Source organism: Bacillus sp. USDA818B3_A (assembly GCF_009928415.1).
GTDB lineage: Bacteria > Bacillota > Bacilli > Bacillales > Cytobacillaceae > Neobacillus.
In genome coordinates this window covers 115,401-131,344 of the sequence record NZ_JAABNN010000009.1, presented here as the reverse complement: position 1 = coordinate 131,344, position 15,944 = coordinate 115,401, and the positions used below count along the sequence as shown (strand labels likewise).

Genomic DNA, 15,944 nt, shown 5'->3' with positions numbered 1-15,944 from the left:
TAACAAAACTTTTGGCAGGATATTTATTTCCCTTAGTCGAACTATAACAGGTAAAAGATAAATACATAATAAACTAAGGAAGAGGTGGAGTTTATGAAAGAGAAAATTTTAATTGTCGACGATCAATTTGGCATCCGCATTTTGCTAAATGAAGTCTTCCAAAAAGAAGGGTATCAAACATTTCAGGCGGCAAATGGGGTCCAAGCACTAGAAATCGTCACAAAACATCATCCGGATTTAGTCCTTTTGGATATGAAAATTCCGGGTATGGACGGTATTGAAATTTTAAAAAGAATGAAAGTTATCGATCCAGAGATTCGCGTCATCATCATGACCGCCTATGGTGAATTGGATATGATTCAAGAAGCCAAAGACCTTGGTGCATTAACTCATTTTGCAAAGCCTTTCGATATCGATGATATCCGTGCGGCTGTTCGTAAACACATCCCGCAAAAAGCGAACTAAAACCCAGCTGTAAAGCCTAAAATGTCAGATATACCAATGGGTGCGCTTTCATTGTGACAGTTTCAAAAAACGTGCTCGAATAATGGCATTTCTTCTTTTCTTTTGTTATGATACATATGAACTTTATCAGGCTCGATATCATTTTAGATTTATACATAAACGACAAATCAGAGGGAAATCCTTTTATGGAAGACCCTGTTTAAAGATGATATCAACCGAAACTTAAGGAGGAAGAGAAATGCCTTTAGTATCAATGACAGATATGCTTAACAAAGCGAAAGCAGAAGGCTACGCTGTAGGTCAGTTCAACTTAAATAACTTAGAATTCACACAAGCAATCCTACAAGCTGCACAAGAAGAGAATTCACCAGTTATCCTTGGTGTATCTGAAGGTGCTGCTCGTTATATGTCAGGCTTCAAAACCGTTGTAAAAATGGTAGAAGGCTTAATGGAAGACTTAAAAGTAACTGTTCCTGTAGCGATTCACCTTGACCATGGTTCAAGCTTTGAAAAATGTAAAGAAGCAATCGATGCTGGTTTTACATCAGTAATGATCGACGCTTCTCACCACCCATTTGAAGAAAACGTTGAAACTACTAAAAAGGTAGTAGACTACGCTCATTCAAAAGGTGTTTCTGTTGAAGCTGAATTAGGAACTGTCGGCGGACAAGAAGACGATGTTTCTGGAAGCATCATCTATGCTAATGCGGAAGAGTGTGTTGAGTTAGTTAAACGCACAGGAATTGACTGCTTAGCTCCTGCATTAGGTTCTGTTCACGGCCCTTACAAAGGTGAACCAAACCTTGGTTTCAAAGAAATGGAAGAAATTGGCAGCCTTACTGGTATGCCATTAGTATTACACGGTGGTACTGGAATCCCAACTAAGGACATCCAGCGTTCTGTTTCACTTGGAACTGCAAAAATCAACGTGAACACTGAAAACCAAATTGCTTCTGCTAAAACAGTTCGTGAAGTGTTAGCGGCAAAACCAGAAGAATACGATCCACGTAAATACTTAGGCCCAGCTCGCGATGCCATCAAAGCTACTGTAATTGGCAAAATGCGTGAATTCGGTTCAGCAGGCAGAGCTTAAGTTTGGGTTCTGTTTCGTCCTGAATGAAACGGGAATGAATAATAAAACTGAAAACCGTCCTTTTAACTAAGGGCGGTTTATGTTTGGTGATAGTAGTCTGAATATTTTGTCTAATTAAAGAGAAATGGCGTTCAAATCCTTAAATTTCCACTTGATAAACTCCTCTATTTTTACAACATTTAAACAAACACTCACGGCCGCTGGACAAAGTACTATAAATTTTTTTATTATGAATACATGAAATTGGAATTTTCGTGTAAACTAATGATAGACAAGCTGTCGGAATTTGGATTTTTATGTTGGAAAAATATACCTATAGCCACACGTGGTAACAGTGGTCTTTTCATAAAGCGTAAGCATGTTTGAAAAAGTCTTTATCCGTTTGCTATACTTGCTGACGATAATAAGACCTGTGCTGACAACCATTCACGACCTTTCGTGGGCTTAGAAGGGAGTCATAAATGGAAAAACTTAAAATTGCGGGCGGTTATCCGTTAAAAGGGACGGTTCGCATCAGTGGAGCTAAAAATAGTGCAGTTGCTTTAATTCCAGCCACAATTTTAGCGGAATCACCGGTAACAATTGAGGGATTACCGCATATTTCAGATGTGGAAATCCTAAAGGACTTACTCGAAGAAATTGGCGGGAAAGTTTCAATGACTGAAGAGGAAATGACGGTTGACCCTTCAACCATGATCTCAATGCCGCTCCCAAACGGAAAGGTAAAAAAGTTGCGTGCATCCTACTATTTAATGGGGGCCATGCTCGGGCGGTTTAAGAAGGCGGTTATTGGCCTGCCTGGCGGCTGCCATCTCGGTCCAAGACCAATTGACCAGCATATTAAAGGCTTTGAGGCACTTGGTGCCCAAATTACCAATGAGCAAGGCGCGATCTATCTGCGTGCAGATGAACTCCGCGGCGCGCGTATATATTTGGATGTAGTCAGTGTCGGGGCAACGATTAATATTATGCTTGCGGCCGTACGCGCAAAAGGACGGACGATTATCGAGAATGCGGCTAAGGAGCCGGAAATTATTGATGTGGCCACTTTGTTGACAAACATGGGTGCAAAAATTAAAGGAGCCGGTACGGACGTAATCCGGATTGATGGGGTTGAAACCCTGCATGGCTGCAAGCATACCATTATCCCGGACCGCATTGAGGCAGGTACCTACATGATTCTGGGTGCAGCTGTCGGTGAGGGAGTTTTAGTGGATAACGTGATCCCGCAGCATTTAGAATCCTTGATTGCCAAGCTAAGAGAAATGGGCGTGCGTGTGGAGACTAGTGATGACCAAGTGTTTGTGGACGGTTCAGCTAATTTGAAAGCGGTTGACATCAAAACACTTGTATACCCAGGATTTCCAACCGACCTACAGCAGCCATTTACGACTCTTTTGACAAAGGCCGCAGGTTCAAGCGTAGTGACCGATACCATTTACGGTGCCCGTTTCAAGCATATTGATGAACTAAGAAGAATGAATGCGAATATCAAGGTGGAAGGTCGTTCGGCGATTATCAACGGCCCTATCCAGCTTCAGGGTGCAAAGGTAAAGGCAAGCGATTTACGTGCTGGAGCAGCCCTTGTGATTGCCGGTCTCCTCGCTGAAGGCGTGACCGAAGTAACTGGTCTCGAACATATCGACCGCGGCTACAGTAACTTAGTCGAAAAACTAAACGGCCTTGGTGCCACCGTTTGGCGGGAAGCACTCACAAAAGAAGAGCTAGAACACCTTAAAAACACATAAGCGGTGCCTGTCACCATTATCAATACGCAGATAGTAGAAATGGTGACAGGCACCATCAGAAGAGGCTAGATTTTTGCATCTAGTCTCTTCGTTTAATTATTTGGGTGTTAATTGTTTCCATAATTAAGGAATAAAAAAATTTTAGTTGATTAATTTTTTGTTCAGAGGGTAAAATAGTAATTGTTTTTATTATGCATATTATCTGCAATTCTATTCATTTCATTTCTACTTCTATTTTCATTTCCTCTAATATCTAATAATTATCTAACTGGACAATCTCCCGCTGCATTCAAGGCGGATTTGCTGGAAAAATTTTAAAGAGTGGTGTACAAATGGAATTAACAATTTCAAGTTTAGAGAATATGAAGCTGAAGGAGCTTTATGAGCTTGCTCGCGAGTATAAAGTGACCTATTACAGCAAATTAACGAAAAAAGAACTAATTTTTGCAATCTTAAAATCTCGTGCTGAACAGCAAGGCTTTTTCTTCATGGAAGGCGTACTCGAGATTATTCAATCAGAAGGTTTTGGATTTTTACGTCCAATCAATTATTCGCCAAGCTCAGAGGATATTTATATTTCCGCTTCGCAAATCCGCCGTTTTGATCTTCGTAATGGGGACAAGGTTTCCGGTAAGGTTCGGCCTCCAAAAGAAAACGAACGCTATTATGGCTTGCTCCACGTGGAAGCGGTCAATGGGGAAGACCCGGAATCAGCAAAAGAGCGTGTTTATTTCCCTGCTTTAACTCCACTTTATCCTGATAGACAAATGAAGCTGGAAACAACGCAAAAACATCTGTCGACGAGGATTATGGATGTAGTGGCGCCTGTTGGTTTTGGACAGCGTGGTTTGATCGTTGCACCGCCAAAGGCCGGAAAAACGATGCTGATAAAGGAAATTGCTAATAGCATTACAACCAATCATCCTGATGTCGAGTTAATCGTGTTGCTAATCGATGAACGTCCGGAAGAGGTAACCGATATTGAGCGTTCTGTTGCAGGGGATGTGGTCAGCTCGACGTTTGACGAGGTGCCTGAGAACCATATTAAAGTCGCTGAGCTTGTTCTAGACCGCGCGATGCGTTTGGTTGAACATAAGCGCGATGTTGTGATTTTGATGGATAGTATTACGCGATTGGCACGTGCCTATAACCTAGTCATTCCGCCAAGCGGACGTACGCTTTCCGGTGGTATTGACCCGGCAGCGTTCCACCGTCCAAAGCGTTTCTTTGGGGCGGCTCGTAATATTGAAGAGGGCGGCAGCTTGACGATCCTAGCAACAGCACTTGTTGATACGGGTTCTCGTATGGATGACGTGATTTATGAAGAATTCAAAGGAACTGGTAACATGGAGCTGCATCTTGACCGTCAGCTGGCTGAGCGCCGTATTTTCCCTGCGCTTGATATCCGCCGTTCTGGTACTCGTAAAGAGGAGCTTCTTATTCCAAAGGATCACTTGGATAAGTTATGGGCAATTCGCAAATCAATGTCTGACTCACCAGATTTTGCTGAGCGCTTCTTGAAAAAATTGCGCCAGACAAAATCCAACGAAGAATTTTTCGCTCAGCTTGGGGAAGAATTGAAGTCAAGAAGATCTTAGTAGATTGGTGCCTGAGGACAAGCTGGCGTCAGGAATTTTTTAAAATAAACCAACAAATCCCAACTTGCAAAAATAGATTACCCTTGTTATAATGGGTGCAGTGTGTTTGAAGTATTTCATGCTTGTCCTTTAAAAGACAGGCATTCATATAACTCTGTTTCGAATGATTCAGGGCGGAAGGAGATGAAAAGAATGAAAGCAGGAATTCATCCAAATTATAAAATGGTTAAGGTGACATGTGCATGCGGTAATACGTTTGAAACTGGTTCTGTTAAGAACGAGATTCGCGTTGAAACTTGTTCAGAATGTCATCCATTCTATACTGGTCGTCAAAAATTCGCTGAAGCTGGTGGACGTGTAGACCGTTTCAACAAAAAATACGGCCTTAAGTCACAACAACAATAATTACTCAAGGAACAGGCAAGAGTACCAATGGCTTGCCTGTTTTTTATTGAAAAAAATTAGAGTATTCACATAGATATGCAGGAAAAATACTTAATATATAGTTGATATTCACCTTTTAATATATATCAATAGATCGTAAAATGGTTCGTTATAGGAAGGAGACGCCGTTTATGTACTTAATGACGCAAAGCGGATGGGTTGAGGTTATCTGTGGCAGTATGTTTTCCGGAAAATCAGAGGAGTTGATTCGTCGGGTTCGGCGTGCTCAATTTGCTAAACAAAATATAGCTGTGTTTAAGCCGAAAATTGATAATCGCTATCATGAGCATTCTGTTGTTTCCCATAATGGCACTTCTTTTCATGCGACGCCAATTTCCCATTCCATTGAGATTCTGCATCATGTTGAGGCAGATGTTGATATTATTGCGATCGATGAGGTTCAGTTTTTTGATGAGGGGATCGTCCGGGTAGTCCAGCAACTGGGAGACCGTGGTCATCGTGTGATTTGTGCAGGCCTTGATATGGATTTCCGCGGCGAGCCGTTTGGTCAGATGCCAGCGTTAATGGCCATTGCCGAATCGGTGACGAAATTGCAAGCGGTTTGCACCGTGTGCGGTTCTCCGTCAAGCAGAACGCAGCGCCTCATCGACGGACGTCCGGCATCTTACCATGATCCGGTAATCTTAGTAGGAGCAGCGGAAGCTTACGAGCCCCGATGCCGTCACCACCACGAAGTCCCAAAAACAACACCAGCTGCCACACGCTAAAACTGTGCTGCTGTCACCAATAAATAATAGGTGCCTGTCACCATAAACACTGTCTGAGAGTTGGATTCTCGGGCAGTTTTTTTGTGGTGTGAAATCCCGTTGTAACTCCCACCAAACTGAGTCTTGGAAAGAATTCTCTTGCTCAAAACAACCAATCGCCGGGCATGATAGTAATGGGAGGTGCAGTGTATGCTGAAAAAATGGATTTCTGTTGTATGTTTCATGTTATTGGTCATTTTAAGCGGGTGCCAGGGTCAGGATAGTACTACTAATGGAAACACCAATGACCTCCGCAGCAATCAGGTAGATTCCGTTGCAGATCGGGGTAAGAATAAACAGCATCAGGTAGAAGATGATATCACCAATCAAAACCCAAATTTCCTTGATCTGAAGGGAACTGGGAGCGGTGGTGAAGCTGGCGGCGGCAAGAACACGGGTAACGATACAAACAAAGCCAAACAAGTAATAGCCGGTACAAATGAGTTTACTACTGATTCAGTTTGGATTAATGGTGATCGAATGTGGGTTCGCGTATATAAAAAGGGAATGCTTACTAATCAAGAAAAAAATGATGCAGAAGCACGCCTTCATAAAAAACTAGTACGGGCACTACCGCGCTATCATATCGAAGTGCAGGTTCAGGAAGACCGCAGCTAACATGCTCTAACTTTTAGGGCATGTTTTTTTAACCCCTAAAAAGCCTCCGATTTAGTCCTAATATTTTTTCTCCCTCAATTTGGTTTTGACGGGGGTTTTCACCTATACTATAATTAGAATGTTATGGACTAAAAACCGAGGTGAATGAACTGTGTTTGATCGTCTTCAATCCGTGGAAGATCGCTACGAAAAGTTGAACGAACTTTTAAGCGACCCAGAAATTATTAATGATACAAAAAAACTTCGCGAATACTCAAAAGAACAAGCTGATATACAAGAAACCGTACAAACCTACCGCCAATATAATGAGGCTCGTGAACAGCTTCAAGATGCAAAGGCCATGCTTGATGAGAAGCTTGATGCCGAAATGCGTGAAATGGTGAAGGAAGAAGTTAATGAGCTTGAAGCCCAAATTGAGGAACTTGAAGCAAAAATGAAAATCCTTCTTGTGCCAAAGGATCCGAATGATGACAAAAACGTTATCTTTGAAATCCGCGGTGCGGCCGGCGGGGATGAGGCGGCATTGTTTGCCGGTACCCTTTACCGGATGTACAGCCGTTATGCAGAAGCTCAAGGCTGGAAAACAGACCTTATTGATGCCAGCCCAACAGGCCTTGGCGGCTATAAGGAAATCAGTTTTATGATTAATGGTCAAGGTGCCTACTCCAAATTGAAGTTTGAGAGCGGGGCCCATCGCGTGCAGCGTGTACCGGAAACTGAATCTGGCGGCCGGATTCACACTTCAACAGCAACGGTTGTTTGTTTGCCGGAAGCAGAAGAATTTGAATATGAAATTCATGAAAAAGATATCCGATTCGATACGTTTGCATCAAGCGGCGCCGGCGGACAATCGGTTAACACCACCATGTCAGCCGTTCGTTTGACACACCTTCCAACAGGAATTATGGTATCCATTCAGGATGAAAAATCGCAGCATAAGAACCGGGATAAAGCGATGAAAGTTTTACGTGCCCGCGTATACGATAAATTCCAGCAGGAAGCACAGGCAGAATACGACCAGGTACGTAAATCTGCAGTTGGAACGGGCGACCGTTCTGAGCGTATCCGCACGTACAACTACCCTCAAAATCGTGTAACCGATCACCGTATTGGCTTAACACTTCAAAAATTGGATCAAATTGTTGAAGGTAAGCTGGATGAAATCATTGATGCGTTGATCATGGATGAACAAGCAAGAAGACTGGAAGAGGCATCTAATGAATAAGAAAGTATTCGAGGCCCTAAAATGGGCTTCTTCTTTTTTAGTTGAAGCGGGGCGTGATGAGAACGCGGGTGAGCTGTTGCTTCGGCATTTCACCGGAATGTCGAGATCGCAGTTGTTCGCTAACATGCGTGAGGAATTGGAGCCTGACGTCTGGGCAGCATTTGATAAAGCCCTCCGTGAGCATGTCGAAGAAGGTGTCCCAGTTCAATATATTATCGGTTCAGAGGAGTTTTACGGGAGGACATTCGTCGTCAATCAAGAGGTCCTAATCCCAAGACCAGAAACAGAAGAACTCGTTTATGGAACCTTAATGAGAATGAAGAAGATCTTCAACAACCATCAAGAAATCAGACTAGCCGACATCGGCACAGGCAGCGGGGCCATCGCTATCACCCTAGACAGGGAATTTTCGGTGACATCCCCGGTGACAGGCACCAATACTACTTCAGCGACGATGCAAAGGGTGTTAAAGGTGACAGGCACTGATATTGCGGAGGGGTCGCTGGCGGTGGCGCGTGAGAATGCGTCTCGGCTTGGGGCGGATGTGGGGTTTATTCAAGGAGATTTGCTCCGGCCGTTTATGGAGAACGGGGAGAAGCTGGATGTGGTCGTTTCGAATCCGCCATATATTCCGGTTGCCGACATGGAGGCTATGTCAGAGGTAGTAACCGAGCATGAACCGCATCGAGCTCTGTTTGCCGGGAAGGATGGCCTGGATTTCTACCGGCGCTTTATGGAGGAACTGCCGCAAGTACTTGCCGCTACTGCTTTGGTCTGCTTTGAAATCGGTATGGGACAAGGAGAGGCAGTTGCGGAGCTGATCCGCGGGGCTTTCTCAAATGTGCATGTTGAAATAATTAATGATATTAATGGCAGGGATCGCATGGTTTTTGCCGAAATTAAAGGATGTTAAACTCAATTTGGGTTTAGCATCCTTTTTTAATTCAGACGAAGTAAAAGAACTCTATTGATTGGAGCGGAAAGCGAATCCGCCTGGAGTGGAAATCAACAGACAATTTTGATACACAACTCACATTTAGATGACTTTTTCAGAGGCCTGTCCCAATTTAGTAGAGTTTTTAAAATTTACTAGTTTAAGATTCTTATTCTTTGTCCAAAATGAAACTATCGAAGGGCAAAGGGGTTGGCTAGAGATGAGAAGCAAACTAGTTGTTTGGGGATATTTAGTGATTTTATCATTGGGGACAATGTTGAATTTATATATGCCAAAGACGGAAGCAGCATCAAAAGAATCAATCGTCATTCCAGGTGAAGCCATTCGCCTAAGAATCTTGGCAAACAGCGATTTTGAACAGGACCAAGCGATTAAACGCAAAGTACGTGATGCCGTAAACGCACAAATCACATTATGGGTACAAAACTTAACTTCCATGAACGAAGCAAAAAAGGTCATCAACGGAAAGCTTCCTGAAATCCAGACGATTGCCGAAAAGGTAGTTCATGAACAAGGTTCAAACCAATCAGTAAAAGTGGAGTTTGGAAAAGTAGAGTTTCCAACCAAACTATATGGCCAGTATTTATATCCAGCTGGTGAATATCAAGCGGTTCTAATCACCTTAGGTAAAGGGGAAGGCGCAAACTGGTGGTGCGTGCTGTACCCGCCGTTATGCTTCCTTGATTTTTCAAATGGTGTGGCCGTGAGTGATGGTTTTGAGGAAAAGCATGTTGCCAAAGCAGAAACGATAAGTGAAAAAGAGGAGCAGATTGATGTTCAAACAGAAGCTCCGGCTCCTGAAGTTTTGGAGGAAAAAACAGTTGAGGCGAATTCAAGTGAACAACTAGAGAAACCTGTTGGAACAGAAACAAAAATAGAAGTGGAACAGCCTGTTCAAGAAATTACTCAAGAGCAGTCAGAAGAAGAAGTGCAAATTGAAAAGCAGCCAACTGAAAAAGTACAAATCAGTGAGAAGCCAGTAGAAAAAGAGGAAAAAATCACTGAAAAACCAATAAAGGCAAAAAAGTCAGTGAAAAAAGAAGCGCCTATCTACACATCTAAAGATGAAGAACCAGTAAAAGTAAAGTTTTTCGTGGTAGAGATGTGGGAGAAAATGTTTAATTAAAATAACAGCCAGTCCAGCCCCGGACTGGTTTTTTCGTGCCATGCACCGATAAAAAATACGAAACCTCTAGTTCTATTATTTCTAGTTTTTCATAGTAATAGAGTAGAATCTTTTAAACGGGGTGGATAGGATGCAGGCATTAATTCGCAAGGCAAATCAGGAGGATTTAGAAAATTTACGAGAGTTTTTAACAAGAGCCCGGCTTGGGACCGACGGACTAACGGCAGAAACCATTGACTACTTTCTACTATTAGAAAACGAGGACGGCACGATTTGCGGATCGCTTGGTATAGAGGCGTTTAGGGAAAATGGGATGCTGCGCTCACTGGTGGTTACACCCGGACAAGCAGATAAGGAAATCTTTGTTCTATTCGAACAAATGGTCAAACTTGCGAAAGAAAAAGGAATCAAAAGCTTGTTTTTGGCAACAAATAAAAGTGTAGCTTTGCCATTTTTCGAATTAATGGGCTTTCAAAAAGTGGATCGGGAAACGTTACCCACAGAATTTCAAAACTCTGCTCATATTCGACACGTTTTAAATGTGGATAACTCATTATTTTTAAAATTTTCTTTATAGTTGTGGATTAATCCACAAAGTTATCCACTTTTTTCGAAAACTTATACACAATTTGTGGATAAAACTTGTTTTTATACCCACCTTCTCTTATACTTTCAAACGTAATAGGTGAAGAGATAGGAGTTTTTCCGTGTAAATTCGCCAAAATTCGATATTAGTCATGTTTTCAATAAAGGTGGATAACTATGAACACAAATGTTTGGATAGTGGATAAATCTGTGGATAATCTTGAAAGTAATCCACAGATTGTGGATGCCGCTAATTTTTTAAGAAAAAATGAAGTCGTGGCCCTGCCGACAGAGACCGTTTATGGCCTTGGGGGAAATGCGGAAAGTGATGAAGCAGTGGCCAAAATCTTTGCGGCGAAAGGACGGCCGGGGGATAATCCGTTAATTATTCACATCGCCGACCGCACACAGCTTAGTAGATTTGTAACGGAAGTTCCGGAGTCTGCGGCAAAATTGATGGATGCCTTTTGGCCTGGGCCGCTGACGATTATTTTTAAAAAGAAAGAAGGCGTTCTTTCCGAGAAAGCAACGGCTGGGCTAAACTCGGTTGGTGTGAGGATGCCGGATCACCCAGTGGCATTAGCACTGTTGAAAACATGTAATCTTCCAATTGCCGCTCCCAGTGCAAACAGTTCGGGGAAGCCGAGTCCGACAAAGGCCGAGCATGTGCTGGATGATTTAAATGGAAAAATTGCCGGTGTACTGGACGCAGGTGCGACAGGTGTGGGGGTTGAATCAACAGTTGTCGATTGCACCGAAGGGATACCTGTAATCTTGAGGCCTGGTGGTGTAACAAAAGAGCAGCTTGAGTCAGTGGCCGGCGAGGTTCATGAAGATGCCGCTTTAAAGGACCAGGCAGCGCGTCCAAAGGCGCCTGGCATGAAATATACCCATTACGCGCCGAATGCTCCGTTATATATGGTAGCCGGACCTAAGGAGTTCCTTCAAAAGTTAGTTTCAGAAAAGCGGGCCGAAGGGCTTCGTGTAGGGGTATTGACGACGGAGGAAAATCACAGTTTCTATCAGGCCGATCAGGTTCAATCATGCGGAAGAAGAGCCGAGCTTGAAACAGTGGCAGCTAATCTTTATGATACATTGCGCAGTTTCAATCAAGGAAAGGTCGATCTTATTTTTAGCGAAATTTTTCCGAATGAAGGCGTCGGGCACGCGATCATGAACCGTCTGCAAAAAGCAGCGGGCAATAAACTAATTACCGAATAGCATCAGCATCTCCTTAGGGGGAGCTGGTGTTTTTTATTTGCTCAATCCTATCAAAAATACCCGCTTCTAAATCCGTTTGGACGTGCATAGGCTAGGATAGTTAGTCCAAGGGGGCGAGGGAGAAATGTCAGAAATGGCTGGCGAACTACTGACACTAATATTAATGGCATTTGCACTTGGTATGGATGCCTTCTCGGTTGGGCTTGGCATGGGAATGTACAAACTGCGGCTGAGGAAAATTTTTAACATCGGCCTGACGATTGGCTTATTCCATGTATGGATGCCGCTCTTAGGCCTGCTTGCCGGCAAATTTCTATCAGAGAAATTCGGCACATTCGCTACCCTCATTGGCGGGCTGCTCCTCATTGTTCTAGGGGTGCAGATGATTTGGTCGACCATGAGAAAAGAAGAAGCAAAGGTGATCACTCCAGTGGGCTTCGGCTTGCTGTTATTTGCATTAAGTGTGAGTCTTGATAGTTTCTCGGTTGGTTTGACCTTGGGTATCTACGGGGCCAAAACCTTTATGGTTATTCTCTGCTTTGGTTTAGTGGCAGCCGTGCAAACATGGGCTGGTCTTTTACTCGGCAGAAAAGTGCAAGGCTGGCTTGGGACCTATAGCGAGGCTTTAGGCGGAACCATCTTGCTTGCCTTTGGTTTGAAACTTCTGGCACCTTTTTGGTAAAGAACCCTGCCAATCTTTTAAAAAGCCATCCTAAATGTGCTAGAATGGAATTGGTAAATTTTTAAGAACAGCCGGTTCATTTTTAAAATTTAGGGGTAAAATTTTTAAGGTAAGGGGGCGAGCAGATTGCAGCATGTTTTGTTTGTTTGTACAGGAAATACATGCAGAAGTCCGATGGCTGAAGCGATATTAAAAAATAAAAAACCCGGTGAAGTTGAGGTAATGTCGGCAGGCATTTATGCCGCCAATGGCAGTGAGGCATCCACTCATGCTAAACAGGTGCTTGATGACAAGCAAATCTCACACAATCATCGCTCACAAATGTTGACGGCGGCTGCGGTGGAGTGGGCAGATCTCATTTTAACGATGACAAGTTCCCATAAGTTTGCCATTCAGCAGCAATTTCCTCATGCGGTCATGAAGGTATTTACCTTAAAGGAATATACCGGTGAACCCGGCAGTCAGGATGTTGTCGACCCGTATGGCGGGAGTCTTGAAATGTACCAAGAAACTTACCGTGAGTTAGAAGAACTAATCAACAAGGCGATCAAAAAACTAAACAAGTAAGGAAGTCTCCTGAATGACATCCTCTTTCTTTGAGAAATATATCCATAAAAAGTACGGCTCTCTTCCAAAAAAGAGGGCTTTTATTTTGCACCTCTAATGGATGAAAGAATGAACGTTTCTGCTTTATATTTTTATGCTAGTATGTCAAAATGAAAGCAGATTCCCCAATAGATGATGCACGCAGATACACGCATCGGTTGAATGGGGGGAGAGTGCAAAATGGATTGTTTGAATTTTTGGAAAAAGAACAGGAGGATTTATACATGAAAGTGGCATTAGCGTCAGACCATGGCGGTGTGAATATTCGTAAGGAAATTGCGAAATTACTAGAAGAGCTACAGATTGAGTACGTTGATTTTGGCTGTGATTGTGAAACATCAGTAGATTTTCCGGATTATGCACTGCCAGTGGCTGAAAAAGTAGCAAGCGGTGAGTTTGATCGAGGAATTTTAATTTGTGGAACGGGAATTGGGATGAGTATCGCCGCAAACAAGGTGAAAGGCATCCGCTGTGCCCTTGTACATGACACCTTTAGTGCACGGGCAACACGCGCCCACAATGATACCAATATGCTTGCAATGGGTGAGCGCGTCATTGGTCCAGGGCTGGCTCGGGATATCGCTGAGATTTGGCTGACAGGAGAATTCGAAGGCGGCCGCCATGCGAACCGAATTGGAAAAATTACTGAGTACGAAAATAAGCACCTCTGAAAGAAGGGTATGGCTTATGATTAAAGAATGGGAAAAAGAGCTGGAAGAAATAGTAACTGAATATTCACAAACAGCTGGATTAAAGCCGGGTCAGCTGCTTGTGATCGGCTGCAGTACCAGTGAGGTGATCGGCGAACGAATTGGTACCGCCGGGACCGTAGACGTGGCGGAAATGATTTTCCGGCAGCTGAGAAAGCTTCAGGAAGAGACTGGTGTTCAACTTGCGTTTCAATGCTGCGAGCACTTAAACAGGGCGCTGGTCCTGGAACGTTCGGCTGCGGAGCAGCGGGGTTATGAAGAAGTGTCTGTTGTTCCTGTCCGTAAGGCTGGCGGTGCGATGGCTACATATGCTTTTAATGCGCTAAATGATGCAGTGGTAGTGGAGTTCGTGAAGGCGGAGGCGGGGATAGACATTGGTCAAACGCTGATCGGCATGCATCTAAAACATGTCGCCGTACCTGTCCGCGTCAAACAAAAAAAGGTCGGACATGCCCTCGTTACCCTGGCAAAAGCACGGCCAAAACTCATCGGCGGCGCCCGCGCCGTGTACGAGAAAAACACTCCAAATGAAAGCTGCTCATAGTGGTAATGGGAACGTCACCATTACCACTATTGTTCGGTTATTAATGGTGACAGGCACCTTTTATTCTATTTTTATAGAGTTTATAGTGGCAAAATCCGAAAGATGTGTTAGAATGAAGAAGGAATTTTCGAATTTTGAATTTAATGGTTAGAACATAAAAGGGGGATTTAGGATGAAGCATTTGCCTCAAGCGGATGAACAAGTGTTTAAAGCGATTCAACAGGAATTAGGACGTCAGCGTTCTAAAATTGAATTAATTGCGTCAGAAAATTTTGTAAGTGAAGCTGTTATGGAAGCACAAGGTTCTGTATTAACTAACAAGTATGCAGAAGGATATCCATCACGCCGTTATTATGGCGGTTGTGAATATGTTGATATAGTTGAAGACTTAGCCCGTGATCGTGCAAAAGAAATTTTCGGTGCGGAATACGTAAACGTTCAGCCGCATTCAGGGGCACAAGCCAATATGGCTGTTTACTTCACCATCCTCGAGCAGGGCGATACCGTTCTTGGTATGAACCTATCTCATGGCGGACATTTAACACACGGAAGTCCGGTAAACTTCAGTGGTATTCAATATAATTTCGTTGAATACGGTGTAGATGAAACAACTCACCGCATTAACTACGATGATGTCCGTGAAAAAGCATTAACTCATAAGCCAAAACTAATCGTTGCAGGTGCGAGCGCATACCCGCGTGCAATTGACTTTGCTAAATTCCGTGAAATTGCTGATGAAGTGGGTGCGTACCTAATGGTCGACATGGCCCACATCGCTGGACTTGTTGCTGCAGGTTTACACCAAAACCCAGTTCCATACGCTGATTTTGTTACCACCACTACACACAAAACATTACGCGGACCTCGCGGCGGGATGATTCTTTGCAAAGAAGAGTTCGGTAAGAAAATCGATAAGTCGATCTTCCCTGGTATTCAAGGCGGACCTCTAATGCACGTAATCGCAGCGAAGGCCGTTGCTTTCGGTGAAGCACTGCAGGACAGCTTTAAAGAGTATGCTGCCAATATTATTTCCAATGCTGGCCGTTTAGCGGAAAGCTTGCAAAATGAAGGCTTAAAGATTGTTTCTGGCGGTACAGACAATCATTTATTATTGGTTGACGTAACAAGCCTTGGATTAACAGGTAAAGTGGCGGAGCACGTTTTGGACGAGGTCGGCATTACGGTTAATAAAAACACGATTCCATTTGACCAAAACAGCCCATTTGTTACTAGTGGAGTACGTATCGGTACAGCAGCTGTTACTAGCCGCGGCTTTGGTTTAGCGGATATGGACGAAATCGCATCGATTATCGCCTTTACATTGAAGAACCACGAAGACGAAGCTAAGCTGGCAGAAGCACGTGGACGTGTAGAAGCATTAACAAGTAAATTTACTTTATATCCAGAGTATTAATATTATTAGTCTCAAGCAATCGGTCCTCATCCTAGATGGAGGCCGATTTTTTTACCCCTTCAAAAGCATCCACGCTGTCACGAATATTTCATAAATAGTATACAAAGAATAAAGTTTCGAAGACCGGCCCTGTGGCAATAGTA

General features: G+C 43.5%; 17 protein-coding genes. All 17 read left to right on the top strand.

The annotated features are described in order from the left end of the window. Positions 1-93: 93 nt before the first annotated feature. The 17 genes from GXK58_RS16255 (at position 94) to glyA (ending at position 15,801) form a co-directional block, all read left to right on the top strand. On the top strand, positions 94-465 hold the full coding sequence (locus GXK58_RS16255) for a response regulator (protein ID WP_160724207.1): 372 nt from the start codon (positions 94-96) through the stop codon (positions 463-465). Positions 466-703: 238 nt separating this feature from the next. After that, entirely contained in the window at positions 704-1,558 is an 855-nt protein-coding gene (locus GXK58_RS16250; protein WP_160724206.1) for a class II fructose-bisphosphate aldolase, read from the top strand. A 461-nt stretch (positions 1,559-2,019) separates the two neighbouring features. Further along, the gene (locus GXK58_RS16245) at positions 2,020-3,306 is read left to right on the top strand and encodes a UDP-N-acetylglucosamine 1-carboxyvinyltransferase (RefSeq protein ID WP_160724205.1); all 1,287 of its coding nucleotides are present in this window, start codon (positions 2,020-2,022) and stop codon (positions 3,304-3,306) included. A 332-nt stretch (positions 3,307-3,638) separates the two neighbouring features. Then, a complete protein-coding gene (gene rho / locus GXK58_RS16240) occupies positions 3,639-4,904 on the top strand; it encodes a transcription termination factor Rho (RefSeq protein WP_160724204.1) in 1,266 nt (421 codons plus the stop codon). 192 nt (positions 4,905-5,096) lie between these two features. Continuing rightward, complete coding sequence (gene rpmE, locus GXK58_RS16235; protein ID WP_160724203.1) at positions 5,097-5,309, top strand: 50S ribosomal protein L31; 213 nt, start codon at positions 5,097-5,099, stop codon at positions 5,307-5,309. Positions 5,310-5,479: 170 nt separating this feature from the next. Next, positions 5,480-6,076 (top strand): thymidine kinase, encoded by a 597-nt coding sequence (locus tag GXK58_RS16230; RefSeq protein WP_160724202.1) that lies wholly within the window; start codon positions 5,480-5,482, stop codon positions 6,074-6,076. A gap of 189 nt (positions 6,077-6,265) precedes the next feature. After that, positions 6,266-6,733, top strand: a complete 468-nt coding sequence (locus tag GXK58_RS16225) for a hypothetical protein (protein ID WP_160724201.1) — start codon at positions 6,266-6,268, stop codon at positions 6,731-6,733. A 151-nt stretch (positions 6,734-6,884) separates the two neighbouring features. Then, positions 6,885-7,958 (top strand): peptide chain release factor 1, encoded by a 1,074-nt coding sequence (prfA, locus tag GXK58_RS16220; protein ID WP_160724200.1) that lies wholly within the window; start codon positions 6,885-6,887, stop codon positions 7,956-7,958. Further along, positions 7,951-8,871 carry a peptide chain release factor N(5)-glutamine methyltransferase gene (prmC, locus tag GXK58_RS16215; RefSeq protein ID WP_160724199.1) on the top strand — a complete coding sequence of 307 codons (921 nt, stop codon included), beginning with the start codon at positions 7,951-7,953 and terminating at the stop codon, positions 8,869-8,871. The genes prfA and prmC overlap by 8 nt, the downstream gene beginning before the upstream one ends. A 241-nt stretch (positions 8,872-9,112) precedes the next feature. After that, on the top strand, positions 9,113-10,039 hold the full coding sequence (gene spoIIR, locus GXK58_RS16210; RefSeq protein ID WP_160724198.1) for a stage II sporulation protein R: 927 nt from the start codon (positions 9,113-9,115) through the stop codon (positions 10,037-10,039). Between the two features lie 130 nt (positions 10,040-10,169). Next, positions 10,170-10,616, top strand: a complete 447-nt coding sequence (locus tag GXK58_RS16205) for a GNAT family N-acetyltransferase (RefSeq protein WP_160724197.1) — start codon at positions 10,170-10,172, stop codon at positions 10,614-10,616. 185 nt (positions 10,617-10,801) lie between these two features. Beyond that, positions 10,802-11,845, top strand: coding sequence for an L-threonylcarbamoyladenylate synthase (locus GXK58_RS16200; RefSeq protein WP_160724196.1), 1,044 nt, complete (start codon positions 10,802-10,804; stop codon positions 11,843-11,845). Positions 11,846-11,969: 124 nt separating this feature from the next. Beyond that, positions 11,970-12,527: a manganese efflux pump MntP gene (locus GXK58_RS16195; RefSeq protein WP_160724195.1), complete on the top strand. Its 558-nt coding sequence runs from the start codon at positions 11,970-11,972 to the stop codon at positions 12,525-12,527. A gap of 126 nt (positions 12,528-12,653) precedes the next feature. Beyond that, on the top strand, positions 12,654-13,094 hold the full coding sequence (locus GXK58_RS16190) for a low molecular weight protein arginine phosphatase (protein ID WP_160724194.1): 441 nt from the start codon (positions 12,654-12,656) through the stop codon (positions 13,092-13,094). A gap of 263 nt (positions 13,095-13,357) precedes the next feature. After that, positions 13,358-13,804, top strand: coding sequence for a ribose 5-phosphate isomerase B (gene rpiB, locus GXK58_RS16185; protein WP_160724193.1), 447 nt, complete (start codon positions 13,358-13,360; stop codon positions 13,802-13,804). A 16-nt stretch (positions 13,805-13,820) separates the two neighbouring features. Next, positions 13,821-14,387 (top strand): TIGR01440 family protein, encoded by a 567-nt coding sequence (locus GXK58_RS16180; RefSeq protein WP_160724233.1) that lies wholly within the window; start codon positions 13,821-13,823, stop codon positions 14,385-14,387. 172 nt (positions 14,388-14,559) lie between these two features. After that, a complete protein-coding gene (glyA, locus tag GXK58_RS16175) occupies positions 14,560-15,801 on the top strand; it encodes a serine hydroxymethyltransferase (protein WP_160724192.1) in 1,242 nt (413 codons plus the stop codon). The last annotated feature ends 143 nt before the right edge of the window (positions 15,802-15,944 follow it).